Annotated in this window: 14 protein-coding genes and 2 pseudogenes; 2 read left to right on the top strand and 14 right to left on the bottom strand. The window is 44.2% G+C overall.

What is annotated here, in order from left to right:
* Window positions 1-29 precede the first annotated feature (29 nt).
* Genes NYR53_RS34705 through NYR53_RS05120 form a run of 3 tightly spaced genes read right to left on the bottom strand, consistent with a single transcriptional unit; the run spans window position 30 to window position 765 of the window.
* Complete coding sequence (locus NYR53_RS34705) at window positions 30-227, bottom strand: hypothetical protein (RefSeq protein ID WP_496197888.1); 198 nt, start codon at window positions 225-227, stop codon at window positions 30-32.
* A gap of 30 nt (window positions 228-257) precedes the next feature.
* Window positions 258-623, bottom strand: a complete 366-nt coding sequence (locus NYR53_RS34700) for a beta-xylosidase family glycoside hydrolase (protein WP_496197887.1) — start codon at window positions 621-623, stop codon at window positions 258-260.
* Window positions 592-765, bottom strand: coding sequence for a hypothetical protein (locus tag NYR53_RS05120; protein ID WP_261306625.1), 174 nt, complete (start codon window positions 763-765; stop codon window positions 592-594). Before NYR53_RS05120 ends, NYR53_RS34700 begins: the two co-directional genes overlap by 32 nt.
* Window positions 766-1,254: 489 nt before the next feature.
* Between NYR53_RS05120 and NYR53_RS05115 the strand changes: the two are divergent.
* Window positions 1,255-1,338, top strand: a pseudogene (locus tag NYR53_RS05115) (ATP-binding protein); the annotation flags it as partial.
* Window positions 1,339-1,483: 145 nt separating this feature from the next.
* Here NYR53_RS05115 and NYR53_RS05110 read toward each other — a convergent pair.
* The 10 genes and pseudogenes from NYR53_RS05110 to NYR53_RS05065 form a co-directional block, all read right to left on the bottom strand.
* The gene (locus NYR53_RS05110) at window positions 1,484-5,590 is read right to left on the bottom strand and encodes a beta-sandwich domain-containing protein (RefSeq protein WP_261304196.1); all 4,107 of its coding nucleotides are present in this window, start codon (window positions 5,588-5,590) and stop codon (window positions 1,484-1,486) included.
* Between the two features lie 168 nt (window positions 5,591-5,758).
* Entirely contained in the window at window positions 5,759-7,378 is a 1,620-nt protein-coding gene (locus NYR53_RS05105) for an extracellular solute-binding protein (protein WP_261304195.1), read from the bottom strand.
* 65 nt (window positions 7,379-7,443) lie between these two features.
* Window positions 7,444-8,316, bottom strand: coding sequence for a carbohydrate ABC transporter permease (locus NYR53_RS05100; RefSeq protein ID WP_261304194.1), 873 nt, complete (start codon window positions 8,314-8,316; stop codon window positions 7,444-7,446).
* On the bottom strand, window positions 8,313-9,275 hold the full coding sequence (locus NYR53_RS05095) for an ABC transporter permease (protein ID WP_261304193.1): 963 nt from the start codon (window positions 9,273-9,275) through the stop codon (window positions 8,313-8,315). The genes NYR53_RS05100 and NYR53_RS05095 overlap by 4 nt, the downstream gene beginning before the upstream one ends.
* Window positions 9,276-9,449: 174 nt before the next feature.
* Complete coding sequence (locus NYR53_RS05090; RefSeq protein ID WP_261304192.1) at window positions 9,450-10,886, bottom strand: response regulator transcription factor; 1,437 nt, start codon at window positions 10,884-10,886, stop codon at window positions 9,450-9,452.
* A complete protein-coding gene (locus NYR53_RS05085) occupies window positions 10,879-12,648 on the bottom strand; it encodes a sensor histidine kinase (RefSeq protein ID WP_261304191.1) in 1,770 nt (589 codons plus the stop codon). Before NYR53_RS05085 ends, NYR53_RS05090 begins: the two co-directional genes overlap by 8 nt.
* 162 nt (window positions 12,649-12,810) lie before the next feature.
* Window positions 12,811-13,035 carry a hypothetical protein gene (locus NYR53_RS05080; protein ID WP_437180163.1) on the bottom strand — a complete coding sequence of 75 codons (225 nt, stop codon included), beginning with the start codon at window positions 13,033-13,035 and terminating at the stop codon, window positions 12,811-12,813.
* A 40-nt stretch (window positions 13,036-13,075) separates the two neighbouring features.
* Window positions 13,076-13,309: pseudogene (locus NYR53_RS05075) on the bottom strand (IS1380 family transposase); the annotation flags it as partial.
* 649 nt (window positions 13,310-13,958) lie between these two features.
* On the bottom strand, window positions 13,959-14,471 hold the full coding sequence (locus NYR53_RS05070; protein WP_261304189.1) for a hypothetical protein: 513 nt from the start codon (window positions 14,469-14,471) through the stop codon (window positions 13,959-13,961).
* A 502-nt stretch (window positions 14,472-14,973) separates the two neighbouring features.
* A complete protein-coding gene (locus NYR53_RS05065; RefSeq protein ID WP_261304188.1) occupies window positions 14,974-15,240 on the bottom strand; it encodes an SMI1/KNR4 family protein in 267 nt (88 codons plus the stop codon).
* Between the two features lie 179 nt (window positions 15,241-15,419).
* Here NYR53_RS05065 and NYR53_RS05060 point away from each other — a divergent pair, with 179 nt between their 5' ends.
* The gene (locus NYR53_RS05060; protein ID WP_261304187.1) at window positions 15,420-18,347 is read left to right on the top strand and encodes a collagen-like domain-containing protein; all 2,928 of its coding nucleotides are present in this window, start codon (window positions 15,420-15,422) and stop codon (window positions 18,345-18,347) included.
* Between the two features lie 652 nt (window positions 18,348-18,999).
* Here the strand turns inward: NYR53_RS05060 and NYR53_RS05055 are convergent.
* Entirely contained in the window at window positions 19,000-19,629 is a 630-nt protein-coding gene (locus tag NYR53_RS05055; protein WP_261304186.1) for a cysteine hydrolase family protein, read from the bottom strand.
* Between the last annotated feature and the right edge of the window lie 191 nt (window positions 19,630-19,820).

The raw sequence follows: 19,820 nt of genomic DNA, 5'->3' as shown, positions 1-19,820 counted from the left end.
AATATAGTATATTCGAACGTCATGTGCACTTACCTTGCTCCTGCGACCTCATGACTAAGTTGGTCAACATCGATATATCCCTGTTCACACTCGCAGTTATAGCTGTACAACCCGATCCGGTCTCCCCTATAATGCCCCCACCCCAACTGATAGACGTCTCCAAAGTTCGTGAAATGGTCCCCATCGACGCTGTATTCGAATCGGCTGATTCCGTCTATGTTCCACACAGACCTTAACCAAAGAATGCCAACCGTTAGTTACGGGCCACATTCAATCGTACCCGAATTGTTAAACTTCAGAACCCTTGTCCCGTTCTGTTGGTGAACGCCAATCGTGCAATAGGTTTGCGCAAAATGGCAAAGCCCCGCTTCTTGGCCGTCTGCCATGCCGCTGATGTCTATTTTTACGGTTGCCTCATTGTGAACGGTTCTAAACGCTCTTTGCGTAATGACGTTGCAGACAGTAAAAAAATTGTCATTCTCGATGGGTTGGCATGCGTATAGACGCAAATAGCTAGGCCGTTCCGTTAACGACCATTTGTCGGCTCTTGGCTGATGATTCCATTCCCAATACGGCTCAAGCGCCGTTCGATCAAAATCGTCCTTTGTGGCAAGTACCGTCACGGGATGTCCGTTTATGGGCTTCCTGCCGCCCCATACCATCCGGATCGCTATAATCACCTGGCAAGACAGGATTGACATAGGTACCGTCCCCTTGATCTCCCCAAGCTCCCTTCTTCGATATCAGATTATAGTTAACCTCCATAACAGAGTCACCTTTCCATTCCAAATTTTATTAAACTATAGTCCATTTTGTTTAAATACAGTATAAAGCGAGCGCTTTCTTTAAGGGAATGTCATATGGTTAGTTGATCTTTGTATTTTCATGTCATCTTGTATCGAATCTGCGACGGAATAGGCCGACACCTAATTATTGTACATGTTACCGATAACATATCTAATAGCAGGAAGCTTCCTTCCAGGATCAAATGGTCATCTACAAGTTCATCTCCCGGTAGGCAACGCCGCGGTCCCGCTGATGTATTAAGTTTTGCAGTGAAATGTACATGTAGGGTGACGTACCGGAAATCGAAGATCCGCAGCCAGTTGCTCACCGTATCCAGATTTACTCAGGCCACTACGGTGTACCAAAATAATGGCCTCCTTTATTCAGGAGACGGAAAATAGCGGTTCTGAATTGGTCGTATCGATAGGTTCTAGGTGTGGGAGTGCCCATTAATGCCAGCATTTCACCGACCCGACGCTGGCGGAAGCCATTCTAAATCGGTTGATTCACCGGGCGTATCGTTTGACTTTGAAAGGAGAATCCATGCGAAAGGAACTTTCCCCTTGCTTTATAAAAATGCGTGCAAAATGCAGAAACGTCCCCCATTTGTTCGATTTCAACATTCCAGACAAAAGTGAACGGAGAGCCAACCACTACTTAAAGTGATTGGCTCTTCGGAATGAATTGCGATAGCTGTTTAATTTACAACTGTTATTGCCATAATATGCATGTTTCCATTATTAGGCAATGTGATGCTGTGCACCATCTTCCCTGCTGTCGGGGTAAGGGAATAGCCATAGATGTAGCAATTGGAGGCTTGGTCTGCCGTTTGGCTGTGCCTGTGGTCGAATGCTTCAACAACATTGGTGCCACCGTTCGTCCAGTTGGCCTCCGTTATACTAGCCGTTGAAGTTGTTCCGTCCATATAATTGATCGTGAACGTGCCTGTCTGGTTGCCGTTTGTTCCAGAACCAAGCAGCATGATTTGGGAGTAGGCTGCCCGAGGCAAAGCGATTGTCTGTCCTGTAGCATTTACTACATTAATGGAACCATCGCTCAGCGATCCAAGCTTGAAGGAGACTCCGTTATATGTGGGCGCGGTATTTGCCTCTTCGGCCGGATAGCTGTATCCTGCACCGTCATAGTTACCGTTTGCCCGGTTGGTGTCATAACTGAAGCCGTCCTGATTGAATCTGGATGTCAGATCCACTTGCGGACCCGTCATTCCAGCACTTCCTACCAAGGTAATTGCAAAAATATCCAATGCTCCAGCATTAGGCAATGAAAGGCTATCCACTACCTTTCCTGCAGGCACCGATATGCTGTACGCATTGATGCGATAGGTTCCCGGATTATCAGCAGTTGCGCTGTGCCTCTCCGGGAATGATAGGGCCGTATTGGAAGCGGAACTATCCCAGTTAGTGATGGTCATGTTGGCTGATGTACTTGTTCCGTCGGTATAATTCAATCGGTAAGGAATCTTAGTAGTGCCGTCTGTTGACGTACCGAGGAACCATAAATCGGTGTATGCTCCCTGTGGCAGACTTATCGTCTGTCCCAGATTCGCAACAACGTTATTGGATGTATCATCCATCGATCCAAGCTGGAACGTTACTCCATTATAAGTAACGGAAGAGCTGGCATTCTCAGCCGGTAAAGAATAGCCGCCGCCAAGGTTTCCGTTTGATCTGTTGGTGTCATAACTGAAGCCGTCCCTGTTGAAGCTGGAGGACAGATCTACCATAACCGTAGCCGGATTCAAATTCGGAGCTGGCACCGCGATCGGTGTCGGCGGAGTTGTCGGTTGCGGTGTCAGAGGTGCTCCCGCTGTTGATCCTAACATGGAGATGGCAAAAACCTTCATCTTTCCATTGTTGGGCAATGTAATGCTTGCCACTGTCTTGCCGGCAGTTGGGATTAAAGAATAGACAAAGATGGACCAATTGCCTGTCGTATCGGCAGTCTGGCTGTGCCTATGTCCAAAGGTCACAACCGTATTGGAAGGTTGCCCGCCCCAGTCATTCTCCGTTATACTTGCCGTAGAATTTGTACCGTCCGTATAATTAATTTGGAAGGTGCCTGTCTGATTGCCGCCTGTTGCCGCACCAAGGAACCATATGCTGGAGTATGCTCCCGGTGTCAGGTTTAGGGTCTGCCCTGTACCTTTGACAACATTGTTCGATCCATTGGTCATAGAGCCGAGCTGGAAAGGCACCCCGCCATATGCAGGTGTTGTATTTACCAGATCAGCCGGATAGGAGTATCCTGCGCCGTCAAAGTTTCCATTCGTCCGATTGGAGTCATAGCTGAAGCCGTCGGTGTTATAGTAGGAGGACAGATCGGCCATGGTAACCGGCGTACTCCTTGACAAGGTCATGGCGAAAATCTTTATATTCGTGTTATTAGGCAAGGTCACGCTAGCTACTGTCTTGGACAGATCCACCGGGATGGAATCGGCAAACATGCTGGGTTCTACCGAACTATCCATCGTACTGCTGTGTCTGTGGTTGAATGTCTCGACCGCATTCAAGGCACTTACGCTCCAGAGATTCTCGGATATTTGGCCCGTGGAGCTGGTCCCGTCTGTATAGTGAATCGTGAAGGTACCTGTCTCCGTTTGGAAGCCTGCCGCGCCAAGGACCCACAAATCGGAGTATACTCCCTGCGGCACAGTGATGGTCTGTCCGGTGCTTTGAACCACGTTATTCATTCCATTCGCCATGGGTCCGAGTTGGAAAGGTATTCCGTTATAAGTAGGAGTGGTATTCACAAGATCTGCAGAATAGGTGTATCCCCTACCGTCAAAGTTTCCGTTGGATTTATTGGAATCGTAGCTGAAGCCGTCCAAATTGAAGCTGGATGTCAGGTTCACTTTAGCTGTAACAGCCGGCGGTGAGACCGACCACGTTTCCGAATCCCCGAGCACCTTGATATCCGAGATGCCGGGAATCGTGCCGCTATCCAACCCGGTTATGGAAATCTTGAGATAGCGGGCATAAGTCACAAAATGATCCCATTGAACCTGATGGGCATCTGTGTTGTCGCTCTTGTCAACCACATTGGTCCAGTTGACACCATCCACCGATACTTCCGTCATGTACTTGATAAATGAACCGTCTGTAGTCCAGGTTGTCTGGGTGCCTCCGGTTATTCTCCTGATGGCGCCGAGATCCATCTTCCACCACTGGCCGACGGTTCCGCTGCCTGCAGTCCAATTGGTTCCGGATGCACTGTCATTGGCGCCGGAAGCAGGACTTCCCACAGCAGAGCTGCCCGCAGTAGCCGTCTTATTCAAAGCCATATTGGTGTAGGTGGGCCAAACGCGCGGCGAAACCGAAATGGGGGTATAGCTTGCACCGCCTGCAGCAACAAACCGGATGTTGCTTGTATTGCCGCCGATCGAGAAATTCCCCGCACTGGCGCTTGTGATTGTCGTTCCGTTCACCTTCAAATTCTCAAAGGTGACGTTTTGTGCACCGGAAATGGGTGAAGATGTGCTATTAGTGCCGGTATAGCTGACATTCTTAAAATAGACGTTGTTGATTCCACGTCCCATAACACCACCGGGCATATCTCCGGTACCGACTGAGATATCAACAATCTTGTGAACAACAGAATCCTGTATTCGGATGTTTTCGAAATAGACATTGGTGAGCATGTTGCCGTTTGCAACAGCGATGTTGATAGGTAAGGAAAAACCCGCATCCGCCGGGTCGTACGTCAGGATGTCAATATCCTTAAAGCTAATCGAATCGAGATTGGCTCCTCCGCCTGGTAAGGTCGGGTCGCCATGGAAGCCGATGTTAATCGAATGTGCCTTATCGGGCCACAAAATACTGCCCGTTACATTCACATTTTGAAGATCCCCATTGTAAACATGTCCCCCGTTCGGGCGGGGACCGTATACAGCAATGGAGTCATCACCGGAGCGGATAAACGTGTCGTTGATGGTAACGTTGGTAGATGTAAATACATCGATACCGTCAGACCATCTCGCGGTTCCGAAACCCTTTGCGTTATTGATTGATATATTGCTGGAATTTCCAATATTCATGAAGCAGCCACCATTATTGCCGTCACCGTAGTCTTTTACGATGATCCCGTCGACAACGGCTCCTGTGGCGTTGTCAAGCGAAATGGCCCTGGCTACAGGCCGGTCAATAACGCCGCGGCCCATGAGCTTGGCATTGGTGGTGCTGTCCATATAGATCGCACCGTGAACGACTGCTCCGCCTGCAAGATAAAGTGTTTTTCCACTTGGCACCCTATAGTCCTGGTTATAATAACCGGGACCCACGTAAATGACATTCGGATCTGTAGGACTCGGAGGATTAGGGTCTATCGGGTTTGCAAAAAGATGAAGATTATGGGCAACATCCCCATTAACCTCAACCGAGAGCTTGGTGGGACCGGGTATGGTAAAGGTCATGGTATTGCCGTTGATCGCGGGAGTAATGCCCTTGCTCGCAGGATTGACCGCTGCCGATGTAAGGGTCCCGTTATAAGTCACTTGAACGTCAACCGGACCGTTCGTATCGAAATAGGCGAAGGAGGCATGAGATGCAGAATTATACTGAACCATCACGTCATATGCGTCCACATTCTGCCAAGCTCCGCCGTTTGCACGTACTTGAACAGTAAACGTGTTGTTCAGTGCAACACCCGTTGGGGCAGGATAAGTCTGTAATGTTGTCGCTGCTTGAACCGTTGCTGGAAAGTTGAACATGATCGGAACGAAAGCTACTACAAATGCAATCAGAATAGATAACACTTTAGACCATTTCTTACTTCTGTGAAAGACCATACATTTCAACTCCTTCTTTAATGAAAAGCTGATTTAAAGCGCATACAAAAACGGTTTGTTCATCCTCCTTTCCCTAAAGTTTATCAGGAACGAGAGAAGCTTCGCGAACAGGTTGCGTATAGTTCGGAAGCTTCTCTCATGTCATGAACGGTCATGAAATAGGAGTTGTTACTTAATGCCTCTCTTGGCTACCTCGTCGTTGACTTCTTTGATGGCTTCAGGCACACCTTTGGAGTCGTAGCTCTTCACGATTTCTTTCCACTGGGCAATCGGATCGCCCTTGCCCAGAATGACTTTGATGATGTCATTCCTGATATCGTTGCCCAGAGCCTGAAACTTGCTTTTAGCTGGAGTAATTACCGCATCGAATTCAAAGTGGAGAGGCATCAGCGTATCTTCTTGTTTATAACGATTGAATGTATCAAGTTGATCTTTTTGCACTGCAGCAAAATCAGGGTCTGAGCTTATCACTGCTTTGCCTTTAAAGTAGGTAGGGTCCCATGCGGCAAGCCAACCCAGTTTTCGCGTGATCGGGTATTTGTCGTCAAGCTTTTCATCGGGTTTGAGCACGGAAACGTATTTTTCATTGTCCACTTTATAATCGACATTCTTGATTCCACTCGCTACTAGAACCCTATACTCATCAGACATCATGTAATCCAGCACTTGGAGCGCCCGTTTGAATTTTTCTTCGTCAAGCGTGGCGGGGAATAGCGTTTCGGACCAGAAAGGAGCTCCACCTGGCGTATACCGTTTCCCGTCGGCGGCCGGCCAAATATTCATATAACCAATTGCTTTGGAAACTTCAACTCCCGGATTCGCCTTTTTGAAGGCTTCTACTTTAGGAGCCTCTACGACATCGCCGAAAAGCGCAAAGCTTTGACCGTTCAAAAACTTGTTCGTGCCATCAGCGTCTTTCTGAGTTGCAAAGTCCTTGTCAAGGATACCATCTGTATAAAGGGTGCGAAGCTGTTGGATACCCGTATAGGCTCTCTCGGATGTGAAGGAAGGGATCCACTTGCCGTTTTCTTTGCTCCAGTTATCGGGATACACCATATCAGGGAAACTTCCTAAAAATGTCGTATACAGATAGTCTTTCGCATTAACCGTCAAACCGGCGATTCCAGGGTGCTTCAGCATGACCGCTTTGGTCATGGTCACGAATTCTTCAAAGCTTGCCGGGTCCTTCGTATATCCGGCTTCCGCCGCCCAGTCTTTCCGATAACGGATAGGCCTGCCTAGCCTTCCATCGCCGACATCCTCGCCGCCAAAGCGCGGAACCGTATAGAATTTCCCATCCACCTTGTACGGTTGCACAGCCTCATTGGACATGGCTTTTTTCAAATTCGGATACGAGCTCAGGTCGTCGGGGAGCGCCTTGAGGACGCCTTGCTTGGCCCATGTTTGGTACAACCCGATATTACCAGTAGCGAGCACGTCGGCGAACATATCGGGAAGCTGATTGGACGCGGCCCATACCTTTGCCTTCTCCTCCCAGTCGTTCCAGGTAATCTGAATGGGTTTGATCGTGATGTTGAATTTCTTGGTCAAATCGTTGTAAACGGTGTCATTTTTTGCATTTGGAGCGTTAAAGCCCGTCTCAATGTCCCATACGGCAACGCTGAGCTCCAATGGCTTGCTCATTGCCGTATCACCTGGCTTCTGTGATGCGTTTGGCGTTACGCTCGGGGTATTTGTCTTGCTCCCCTCTTTGCTGCAGGCGGATAGCACCGTACCTGCAAGCAAAATCAAAGCCGAACATGCTAATACTCTTTGTTTAACCTTCATTTTATAAACCCTCCTTGTATTTTTGAAGCTCAAGATGTATATAATAGCGGCCGAAGCCATTATTATCATTCTTTGACGGAGCCGACCATGACTCCTGCATTGAAGTGTTTCTGCACGAATGGATAAGCCATTAATATGGGAATGGCGGAGACGATGATCATCGCTGACTTTACCGATTCCGGATAAACGTTTTGCATTTGTGCGGCAAACTGTTGGCCTAACGAGCTGTTGATCGACTGACTCAGATTGGTTATCGTGTCTCTTAATACAAGCTGCAAGGGATGCAAGTTTATATCGTTGATAAACAACATCGGGAGCCACCATTCATTCCAACGATCAACCGCATAAAACAAGCACATGGTCGCCATGATCGGCAACGAAACAGGTATGACGATGCGAATGAGGATACTCAGATCGTTGGCCCCGTCAATTTTGGCCGACTCTTCAAGAGCAGGGTTGACGGTTCCAAAGAAATTCTTCATCAGGATGAGGTTGAAGGCGTTTACAGCCGCCGGCAATACCATGACAAGTAAATTATTCTGCAAGTGCAGGCTTTGAATGGTCAAATAAAAGGGAATAAGACCGCCTGAGAAAAACATGGTAAAGATGATGCAAGTAAGGATCGCGTTACGGCCTGGCATCGAATTCTTGGATAACGCGTAAGCGCCAGTCGTCGTTACTATCAAATTTATCAATGTGCCTAACACGGTCACGAAGACTGATATAAGCAAACCATTGACCACTTTCCCTTCATGAAAAATATATTTATACGAAGAGAGATCAATGGATCTCGGAAACAACATGACCCCTCCCGCTTTCTTGTCTAATATAGTAGACAAGGACAGAACGAGCGTTTGATAAAACGGGAACACAGCCACGATCGCGCACAACCCCAGGAAGATCGCAATAAACGCCTTAGAAACCGAGAAACGTTTCAATAGAGGCCGCCCTCCTTCATAACATGCTTCACAAAAAAGTTTGCTCCGAAAAGCAACAAACAACTGATAACGGATTTCAGTAAACCAACTGTAGTGGAAAAGCCGAACCCCGTTGCGTCTACAAAGGCACTGCGATAAACGTAGGTATCGAGAATATCTGCACGTTCATACACGGCCGGGTTATACAAATTGAAAATCTGATCGAACCCGCCATTCATGATACCGCCGACTGCCAGAATAAGTAGAATAGCTGCCGTAGTAAGGATCACCGGCCATGTAATGGCCTTCATTTGCTGATAACGGTTTGCGCCGTCTATGGCCGCCGCTTCATAAAGCTCGGGATTGATACCCGCGATGGCGGCCAGATAAATAATGGAGGACCAGCCTGCTTCTTTCCATATGTTCGATGTGAACAGCAGCGCCAGAAAACTTCCATCGTGGATCAGGATCGTGTTTTTTTCCCATCCGAATAGCTGCAGGATCTGATTGAGCACGCCCTGATCGCTCAGGATACTCGTTATGATTCCGCTTAACACGACCCAGCTGATGAAATGCGGAATCGTAAATACGGTTTGATAGATCCGTTTTAATTTTCCGTTTCGCATTTCATTCAACATAATCGCCAGCAGGATCGGAATCGGAAATTCGATAAGCAAACGCCCGAAGCTAATCAACAAGGTGTTGTTGAACGCATGATGGAATTTCGGATCGCCCAGCACATCCCGAAAGTTTTGAAAGTTGTTCCAGGGACTGTTCATGATGCCCAGTGAATAATTGAAGTCCTTAAAAGCCAAGATCACTCCGTACATGGGTACATACGCGAAGATCAGAAAGAACAACACCGTTGGGAATACCATCAAGTAGAAATACTTATGCCGGACGACTTCCTGCCATCGCCGACGGACGACTTCCGCCCCGCGGCGTCTTTTGTATTTTGTCTGTGTTACTGTATGTTGCATATCCCTCTCGCCTCCTGGACTCATTATAAAGCAAGCGCTTTCCTAGGGGTATGTCGCTCAATTAGCATTTATTTTGTATTTTTAAACAACTTTGTGTCGTATAGGAGTCGGAATGATCTTACACCTAATTCAAGTACAAGTTACCGATTTAGAGTACAAAAAAAAAGGACTCCTTTATTCAGGAGCCGGAAAAAAACCGTTTTGACCTTGGTCGAATCGATAGGTTCTAGGCGGAACGCCCATCATTTTTTTGAATATTTTACTGAAATAAAAATAATCCTTATATCCTATCTGCTCCGCTATTTCGTTGATCGGAATGGAGGTGGTCTTGAGCAACTCCGAAGCGCGGCTCATTCTAAGGCCAGTCATGTATTCGGTAAAGGTTTTATCCAGTTCTTTTCTGAATAATTGCGAGATGTAGTTTGGGTTTAATTTGAATCGTTTACTTACGCCCAGAATGGTAATGTCCTCGCTGAAGTGCTCGTTGATGTATTCCAGCATGGCAGAGAATGTACTGCGTCCAGGTTGTATGAGAACGTGCTGTTGTTCGGTCTGCTCCTCCCGGAACAATCGCTTTAAATACTCGATCATATCCCGGACATCTTCAAACTGATCAGCCAATTGTTCCAATGAATATAGGTATAAATCGTCCGACTCCTTACCATTTCGACTTTGTTTCGAAATGCAGTCGTTATACAACAACAGGGCATGCCGGATATTCAGAAGGCCGCTCTGAAACATGGATAACAAGGAATCCAACTGCGCAATGATCGCCTGGCTATTACCTGCAGTCAGTTCTACAAATACCGGCTTCATGTCATTGGTTTCGCATGATCCTTCCCATGTGAAGCTTTCGGCTAAAGTGAAATATTGATAGGCTTGAAGTTCCGCATCCTGGATAGCCTGCGTAAATTCTGCCGGCTCGACAACCCGCTCGCTGAACCCGATTCCTTTCCAGAATTCACGACTTTCAGAAGAAAAGTTGGACATGAACTGTGCTGCATCGCTGTCCGCCATTACGTAAATAAACTTGCGATAACCAATACGCACCGTAAGGCAAGGGGTTTGCTCATGGATCGGCAGCCTGTCCCTTCTTACGGTAAGCATGATACGCAAGTCGTCTTTTCCGGACTCGTCAATTCCGGCAAAAGCTAACTCCCGTCGCAATCTGCTGTTTGCTTCCGGCGTACCGCTTTCAATCAAATCAAGGATTTCCCCTTCAGGCAACAGACGGCTGGCGTCTAATTCCCGCTTGATCTTTTTCAGATACCCCATGAGTTCCATCTCGTCGAAAGGCTTCAGGCAATAACCGGATACGCCGTTCTGGATCGCTTTCTGTGCGAGAGCAAATTCCGCCAGACCGCTCACTATGATAAATTTGGAGGATATACCGACGTCGTCCAATCGTTTTTTCAGTTCCAGCCCGTTCATTCCGGGCATCCGAATATCGGAAAAAACCACATCCGGCTGAACTTGTTTTACAGCTTCCACTGCCTCCTCCCCGCTCTGGGCATACCCAACAACTTCATAGCCGCATCCCTTCCAATCCACCGACGCTTTCAGGCTTTTAATAACCAGTTCCTCGTCGTCCACAATAAAGACTTTATACATGCTCATTCCCCCTAATCGGAATAATAAATGAAACGGTTGTTCCGACTTTAAGCTCGCTCGTCATCTCAATGCCATATGATTCACCGAAGATCATGCGAATTCTGTTATGCACGTTCGCAAGTCCAATGCCAGTTACGGAATCGTCATCAATGCCTTCAATAGCCGATCCGCGTTCAATTGTAGTATGAATCTCCTTTAACTTCTCCAAACTTATTCCTGTTCCGTTATCAGTAACGAAGAGGTACAGCTTCTCCTCATCCCTATAGCCTCGTATCACCAACAAACCAGTTCGTTCGAGCGGCTCAATACCATGTTTAATGGCGTTTTCCACTATGGGTTGTAAGATCATTTTAGGAACAAGATAGGAAAGGCAATCCGTACCAATATCGTACTCCACTTGCAGCCGTCTGCCAAAACGAATTTGATGAATGTAGATATAGTTTTTAATGATCATCAATTCTCTTTCCAAGGGAACCATGTCAGATCCTTTGACACTGTATCGGAAAAACAAAGCAAGCGCTTTAGTCAGTTCAAATATTTGGGTAGAACCCTCCTCCACGGCAAGCCCTTTAATTGATTCCAGTGTATTGTATAAAAAATGTGGATTGATTTGGCTTTGCAGAAGGGTGAGTTCCACTCTACGCTTGGTCAATTCCGTCTCGTAAAGATCATGTTTGCTTTCCAGCAAATGATCCGTCAACTTCTCGATTTCCGCCAACATTTCATTGAAACGCGAAGCCATAATAATCATTTCCGCATAACCATCTACTGCTATTCGTTTGCTGAGATGTTTTTTTTCCCCGAGACTCACTTCTCCCATCAGCCTCATAAACTTCTTCAAAGGCCGCAGAATGTTGTTGCTCACGAACAGAAGAGGTATGATCATCAATACGAGTGCGATGACGACCATGATGAGCTGCTGTCGACGGATATCGTTAAGACCTTGAAGGAGCACACGATTCGGCATGGCAATAATAATTTCACCGTCCATTTCCGGAATAGCTTCCCTCTGAATCATATATTGACTGTTATGATTCAACAATTTATCTTTTGGAATCGGCTTCCCCAGTTTACTTGAATCATCATTCGTATAAAAGAGGCTTCCGTTGCGATCCGTCATGTAGACTAAGGCACCCTCGGGTAAATTGACAGGGTTGCCGTCGCCGAAAAGCAATCGATTATCTAAGACCAGCAGTAAAGTACCGAGTTCTTGTTTGTCCTTTTCAAAATTAGTTGTAGAGTAGATTGGTGCTCCCGCTACTACAACTGGCGTTAGCGTATAAGGTAAAGCGATCATTTTAAACCCCAAAAAAGAGTACAAATTATTTCTCGGAATTTCCTGAGAAATCACTGCAAGCTGGGGCGAATTGGCACTGAAGTTATAGACTGTGCCATTATTTTCAATTAACGCAATATCCAGAATTCCCGTTTTCATTCCCTTCATATCTGACAAATAAGCCTTAAACTGGGTAAACAATTCAACCTTTTGGGCTAAATCTGTTGAATTCAAATAACGTTGTACGGTTTGTCCGTTGTAGGCAACCGTTTCAATAATTCTTTGAATATCTTTGCTATTGGCAGAAATAGATTGGTTCAGTTGTGAAATAACACCTTTGATGTAATCGTTGTTATCCTTCTTAACGACATTGACCGCACGGTAATAATTGACAGCCATGATCGAAAGCATAACCATAACGATAATTAAACCTAGTAATGATAATTGCAGCATGATGGGAAGTTTTTTCAAATAGGACGGTTTCATATGACTATTCCTTCTCATTAATTAGTAGGATGATTACGCATTATTCATTCGAAATCATAACATATTTCATAATTAAATGAGAATGGTAATGGTAATGTGATTAGATTCCAAATAAAGAGAAGCAGGCATTCCTCCTGCTTCTCCCTAAACCTAAACTAATCTTTATATTTTTCCAATAAGATACGATTGTTTTCCATCGCGTAAAAATACCGGAATTGTACTTAGTGGAGCTTCAACATGAATGGTTTGTCCGCCTTCGAAGATACTTCCTGTACGTGCATCCGTCCATAAAGAACCTTCGGGCAGATACACCTCTCTTGATACAGCACCTTCATAAAGTATGGGGGCAACCAACAAATCCGGACCATACATGTATTCGTCTTTCATATCCCAAACCTTATCGTCATTCTTGAATTCATAGAAGAGCGGCATCATAATCGGCGCACCTTATTAGGGCTATGGAAACCCCGCCTTTGGCTTCCTTGATGTAGTTTTCCATACAGCACCGCTGGTTGTAAAATCGCCATAGATCAATGGGCTCCCATACAAGATTCGTGACGATCGCTTCAAATTGCCAGTCCGTATCAAGTAGCAAGCAAGATTGATCATTCTGGATTACTTGGGCTTTCCGAATCACAGCAACACGACGGTGCTTCTCCCATTAGGTGGCTTTATACCATTAATCGTTCTACCAATTCACTATAGAACCAAACAGGAACCGAATTAACAATAGATGTTGAATGGGATTATTTCCATCCAAACTCCCTAATAAGATATCCATCAGAAGGTGTTTTATTGTCACTTGCTTGTATGAAAGGTTTATAATAAATTCAATATCCTTGACCTCTACCGTCCTTCAGTCTATTCATCTGAGTCTTGCGTATAGCACTACCTCTATTCATCATTACTTCCCCCTAAAGTAAAATAAGCGTTCACCCAATGGAGTGAACGCAGCTGCTAACTAAGGACAAATGTCCTAAACATCTTGGTATTATACAATCTCGCCAAATGGGTTAGTTTCTATACTTCAAAACTATGTTTGTTACTTCAAAACTTTATTGTCTACTTCAAAACTTATTTGTCACCAGATAGTTGGTGTTGGATGACAAATTGGTTTTGAAATGAAGAAAGGCAGCAAACACAAGGGTTTGCTGCCTTTTTCGTAAAAATTAATATGACAAATAAAGTTTTGAAATGGATTTAGGGGTAAATTGTTTGAATTACAAATTAGTTTTGAAATACATATGACAAATTAATAAAAACAGATGGCTCGTTGAACTAACGTTATCCGTTAGTTTAATGCCTTTACCTTATTCTAGCACTTTTGTATCTCTAACATTTTCAAACCTTTTTACAAGCTCTTCAATAGGTGTTTTATTTTCTTTTAATTCTTTTTCAATTTCAGCAAGGTCTCTTTTCTTCTGTTCAACAATTTTAATTCCTTTTTTATACATCTCCCCATACGCAGGATCATCGACTCTTGTTTTAAAATATTCGTTTTCAGCCAAAATTCCCTTTAATCCACGAATGTTATCCTCTAACTCTTTTTTGGGATCAGGGGGATTTAAATCTGCTTCTAACAATCCAGCTTCCCTGCCAAGTTCTTTTACCTTACGACCTTGCTTCTCTACTTTAGCATGATCTTCATCTGTTTTACTCTCTGGCATTGACTCAAAGATTGCCTTTTCTTTTTCGAAATCATTTTTAAGTTGGGATAGTTTTACTGCATTTGGCAGAATATCTGCATAAGCATTATAACTAAGTAATCCTCCAATAATAATAACTAAACCGACACATGCCGATTTCATGATTTTATTTTTCATTTTAGCCACTTCCTTCTTCTGAGTAACATTCGAGATGTGGTTCCCCTGGCTTATCAAAGATAAATGTGTTAATCACGCTAAAAAAATTAAGTTATTATGCTGCACTTATTAGACGTGCCATATTGGAATAAGTTTCCTAAATTTATTCAATTATCCTGCCCGTTAGCGTGGAGAAGGCAGCCGATCAGTCTGGCCGGCTGCCTTCGTTTTTTCATTGTGCTATCTTTTTCCTTAGATTAATCAAGCCATCTTATGGTTGTATGCTGATAAATTGAATCAGAAAGAAACTCTTCAAATGAATCATAGAGCTTAATAGCTTAATTATCCCCTTTGTACTCCCCTCGTACCATTCCATGACCGGAGGATTATCCCCTTCATTTAATTTAAAAAATCTAATTTCATAACCCTGATGCATTGAGAATACAAAATTGCTATCAGGCAACACTACCGGGTTATTATTTTCTCGTAATAATTCTTTTGCTTCATCCTGAAGTTCCTTTAGTTATGAGAAATTCGTATCTGTACCTTGGAATAATTTTCCTGAATAATGGCCAACAGCAAGTAAGTATTGGCGATAAGACTCGGGTAACTTGATTCCCATTTCTTGCTCCAGTAACTTTATTTCTGCTTCGATACACCCATCAAATGGACGGTCAGTATTCAATTCCATCTCATGCAGGAGCTTTAATAAATGTTCACTTCTCACAAACAAACCTACTTCCTCAAGGGATAATTCATTATTCGGGATGACCTTATTCAATTCCTTCATTAGCGTAAACTGCCCGTCCCAATGATGTGCTTATTTTTCGAAGTCGATTGGTACTTCTCCCTCATGATGGAACTCAATTACAAATTATTATGGCAACAGATCAATAGGTATAAGCCTTTCCGCAAATCTCCTCGCCATCATAGGATATACACATCCGCATTGGAGGAGGAGTGTACGTTTTGGAAGAGATTAAAAAGATGAACACTGAATCTTCTTCATTAAAAAAGAAAAAGTATATTTCTGTAAAAAAGAAAATAGCCACTAGCCCATCTAATTGCAAAACGTGTGAGGAAGAATTAAAGCCCTTCATTCGTAGAACAATCCGTCAGTTTTTGAGAAAAGTACACTGTGTTCCTGGACCCCGCGGTCGGAAGGGACGTAGAGGAATTGCGGGACCTCAAGGTCAGCAAGGTGTAACTGGACCGGCAGGGCCAGTCGGGCCGCGAGGTTTAGCAGGATCCCCTGGTATAATTGGACCTCAAGGAATACAAGGTCCAACCGGGCCACAAGGTGTTATCGGTCCTCCAGGTCTAGATGGACCTCAAGGCATTCAAGGCCCAGCCGGGCCACAAGGTGTTACCGGTCCTCCAGGTCTAGATGGTCCTCAGGGCATTCAAGGCCCAACCGGACCTCAAGGTGTAATCGGCCCTACGGGTCCTACTCAGTTACTTGTGAATCAGACGGCATTTGTCGATCCTGTGTATGGTAACAATGCAACCGCCATGCTTGACGACGAGACAAAACCTTGGCAGACGGCCGCTGCAGCTGTGGCTAGTGTCCCTTCGGGCACGACAATTATTGTACGTCCCGGAGTATATATGGAGACGAACTTGGCTAAAGACGGAATCGGCTGGGTATTTGAAAAGGGAGCCATAGTGATAGCAGTCGGAAACCTTTTTGATGATCTGGGGGCAGTGATCGCTTTTGATGTGCTTGGTGAGGGACAGTTTCTGACTAATGGAGCAACAGCTGCAGGTAGTTCCATTCTTCAGAGTACAGGAGCCAGCACGGTCCACTTTGAATGTGAATCAATGAGTGATACGGTTGGTAACACGATCAGTCTCCTAGGTGGCGGGAATTATACCATTAATGTTAGGGAGAGTATCACGAACAACTTCATCGGAGGCTCTGCGGTTGTGATTGCTAGTGGTGTGCTGTTTTTGAAAGCTTTTGAAATATCGAATGATATCACCGGTACAGATGACCTCATCCTTTTTACGGGGACAGAAACGATTAGTATTGGCCTTGAAGTAACCATGATTAATAGTGGAGGCAGGGCTATTGTTGTGTCCAACAGTGCTGCAACCCAGACAACAGCTATCACAATGCGAACACGCAACATACAGTCCAACTCTGGTTTAATTATAGATGTCACTCCGACATTTACAGGAACCTTTATTTGTTACTCCATTGCTCTGGTAGGCAATTCCCAAGGGGTCTCGATCCAAGCCGGTAATATTAGTTTATTTTCTTATATATTGGTCGTAATTAATTCAGCAGCTCCGGCACTCGATATTAATGGGAATACGCAATTCACGGGTGATTTCGATAGAATATTTAGTCAAGATCGATGTATTCTTATGCAGAACGGTGAGGCAGTTATCAATGTCAAAACAATGAATTCCTTCCAGACGGTGAACCCGGCCATCGATCTTCAAAATGGGCAAATGAGATTACAGGTGGATCTCATTTCTAGCGAGGCAGGAAATATCAACGTAGCCGGAGGTAGTCACAAGGTGACTGCGATGCAGATGACCACAAACGGGTTAACCATTCCATCCGTACGTGTTGAAAACAACAGTGTTCTATTCCTGAATTTCCAGGAAATATCTGGATCGGCAAATGGGCTTATTACAGTTGGGACCGGCGGAAATTTAAACATGATTGGAGAACGTATCAGCACATTCGATCGTGGTAACGGTTTAAATACAGCCTTGCTAATCACGGATGGTCAAGTCGATGCGAATGTTAATGTGATATCAGCTTTTGGGAATTGTATCCATCTCTCTTCTGGCGGTGGCAATCCAAACCTCCGTTGTTATGTAGATGAACTCTCCAGCAATATAAACACAGATCCTATATTTACAGGATCCAGCTTAATACTTCAAGAAGCAGGTACTGCAAACATTAGATTCAATCGAATGGATGCCTTCTTTCCAGCGCAGATGATAAGACTAGTGAATGGCAATCTTGACATAGAAGGAGGACTCATGTTCAACACTTTTACGCCTTCTTCTATAGGAATTATGGTCTCCGGAGGCAATTTCTATGGCAACATTGATAAAATTCAATTGGGCACACGTGCTTTAGAAGCGATTTCAGGCAATGTAGCACTTACTTTTGACGAGATCTCTGTCTTCCAGCCTAGTTTAGATCAAAATATCATTTTGCTAAGCGGGAACGTCATCACTCGAATCGTTGGTAACCTTCTTCAGGGTGGCACGGATTATACAGGCATTTCTGTTCAGGATTCGGCGAATCTCGAAGCACATATCAAAGATTTTAGAGTCGGTGGTGTATGTATTCAATATAATTCTACGGCCACCTCAGACATTTACTTCGATAGTATTTTTACTCCTGGCGGCGTAACCCTTGCCGGTACAGCAGCCATAGTTGTAACTGCAGGTACCTTAAGGGTAAAGGGAGGACAACTCGAAAACGGGACCGGACTTAATACGGGAACTGGTATTCTACTTGCTAATGATGCAAGTTTTATCGCTGATATTGACTTCATTCGCACATCAAACAACGCGCTAAATACCTCTAGTACAGGGAGGATCAAATTATATTCGGATGAGGTGGAGTCGGATACGGAAGTCATTAACATTAACAACCTTCCTAATGCAAACTCAGCGGATTATACGTTCAAAGGTCTATATCGATCTACAGGACCCAACACATCGGCGATTACCATTAATAGCCTAGATCCACCTAATGTGATGCGGTTAATCGATACAACTCTTACTAGTGGAGCAGGACCTTCGATATCATCGACAGTTGCAGTATTAGTAAAGAACTATGGTGTCCTTACGGCTACTTTTTCACCGGATGCTACGGTTACATTCTTATTCCCTGCTTCCGTTAATATTGATCCAGCAGTTAATTAGTGTTGTTATTCGAGCAAAACCGTCGTTGATGTGCGGCGGATTTTTTGCTTAGACAGAAGATTTTTCATCAACTACCTGAGACACGGCAGTATTACTTCTAAAGTAAAAAGCATATGCAGAAGAATACGTATAACCATTTAAAATTGCTCAACTTATAAGAAATCTTACCACCCTCAAATTTTAATTTATGTTTAGAAAGACTGAGTGGAAACGTACTATAAATGAAAAAAACCTTTGTTCCACTACTTTTTCCTACAGTTTTGTTAATAAGAGTATCGTATTGCCACCACGCTCTACTGCCCGTTAGCTCAACAAACAGTGCTCAAGATTACAGAGCATTCGTCGGGAATGTCCCAAAGTTCTTGTCATTTAATTTTGACAAGAACTTGAGGACATAAAATGAAAAAGCCGCATCAAATGCGACTTTTAATGTAACCATGTTCTTATCATCCGACATTTGTCTAACGACACAAATCTACCTACATTTGTCTGGAATAATCCTATTTCATTGTACTGATAGCCACAAACCATACCTCAACTCTTTATAGAGAACGTGATTTAGACCTTCTTCGTGTATTAGGAGATCTACATAACGAGTTGCTAGCAAACTTTCATTCGCACGTTTTAAACCCTCTCGTCGCGCTCAAAGGATTTATAAGTATGAAATAGCTTCCATTGTTGTCCAACTAGCACTGGCAAATGCTTTGTAATTCGTAACGGCTGCTTGAAAATCTTCTTCACTTATTGTTGCCGTGGCATCGTATACAACAGCTGTTTCAAAACCAGTTTCGATTAAATGCCTCATATGGGACTCTACACAAATGTTGGAAAGCACTCCTGCGATAATTATCTTCTCTTTTCTATGTTGTCGTAACTGGTAAACCAAGTCATTTGTTTGTGGGCTAGCAACCTTGTGTGGAGTTGAAACGACGGTTCTCCTATCAAAAATATAAGGTTTTAAAGAATGAACAAAATCAGCTCCAAATGACGGTGGTGTGTACGCATTTGCCACTTGATACATTCTAAGACCTAATAACATTTTTTGTTCATTTCCTGTAAATTGCCAGCTATAATCATGAGGGTATAAATAATGGGGTGATATAAATAGTTGGTATCCTTTATTCATGGCAGTTCTCATTAATAGTTCAAGGTTTTGTATCGTATTGTTTCGTTCAATATTTGCTTTTGTCAGATGATAGCCTCTCCCCCCAGGACACATAAAGTCATTTTGTGGGTCTGTAATCACAATTGCGGTATTATCTGGGTGTGGTTGAAACATCATTTACCTTCCCTCCCTCTCAGAGCTTCTTTCCAGCAATTTATATGTCAATTCCAGTTTGTCTTATGTGTGTTTCTATAAGAGCCAGTCCATTGAAAAGGAGAAATCAAACATGTCTAACAAACTCGCAAACTGTAGGACCTGTCAAAAAGAATTAATCAATTGAAAGTCGAATAGCACATCCTAATCCAACC

This window comes from Paenibacillus andongensis, assembly GCF_025369935.1.
Taxonomy (GTDB): domain Bacteria; phylum Bacillota; class Bacilli; order Paenibacillales; family NBRC-103111; genus Paenibacillus_E; species Paenibacillus_E andongensis.
This window is presented reverse-complemented; position numbering and strand designations above follow the sequence as displayed.

Coding starts and splice junctions, on each gene's coding strand:
- NYR53_RS05120 (WP_261306625.1), bottom strand. CDS start 765: ATGGAGGTTAACTATAATCTGATATCGAAGAAGGGAGCTTGGGGAGAT.
- NYR53_RS05110 (WP_261304196.1), bottom strand. CDS start 5,590: ATGGTCTTTCACAGAAGTAAGAAATGGTCTAAAGTGTTATCTATTCTG.
- NYR53_RS05105 (WP_261304195.1), bottom strand. CDS start 7,378: ATGAAGGTTAAACAAAGAGTATTAGCATGTTCGGCTTTGATTTTGCTT.
- NYR53_RS05095 (WP_261304193.1), bottom strand. CDS start 9,275: ATGCAACATACAGTAACACAGACAAAATACAAAAGACGCCGCGGGGCG.
- NYR53_RS05090 (WP_261304192.1), bottom strand. CDS start 10,886: ATGTATAAAGTCTTTATTGTGGACGACGAGGAACTGGTTATTAAAAGC.
- NYR53_RS05085 (WP_261304191.1), bottom strand. CDS start 12,648: ATGAAACCGTCCTATTTGAAAAAACTTCCCATCATGCTGCAATTATCA.
- NYR53_RS05080 (WP_437180163.1), bottom strand. CDS start 13,035: ATGAAAGACGAATACATGTATGGTCCGGATTTGTTGGTTGCCCCCATA.
- NYR53_RS05070 (WP_261304189.1), bottom strand. CDS start 14,471: ATGAAAAATAAAATCATGAAATCGGCATGTGTCGGTTTAGTTATTATT.
- NYR53_RS05065 (WP_261304188.1), bottom strand. CDS start 15,240: ATGAAGGAATTGAATAAGGTCATCCCGAATAATGAATTATCCCTTGAG.
- NYR53_RS05055 (WP_261304186.1), bottom strand. CDS start 19,629: ATGATGTTTCAACCACACCCAGATAATACCGCAATTGTGATTACAGAC.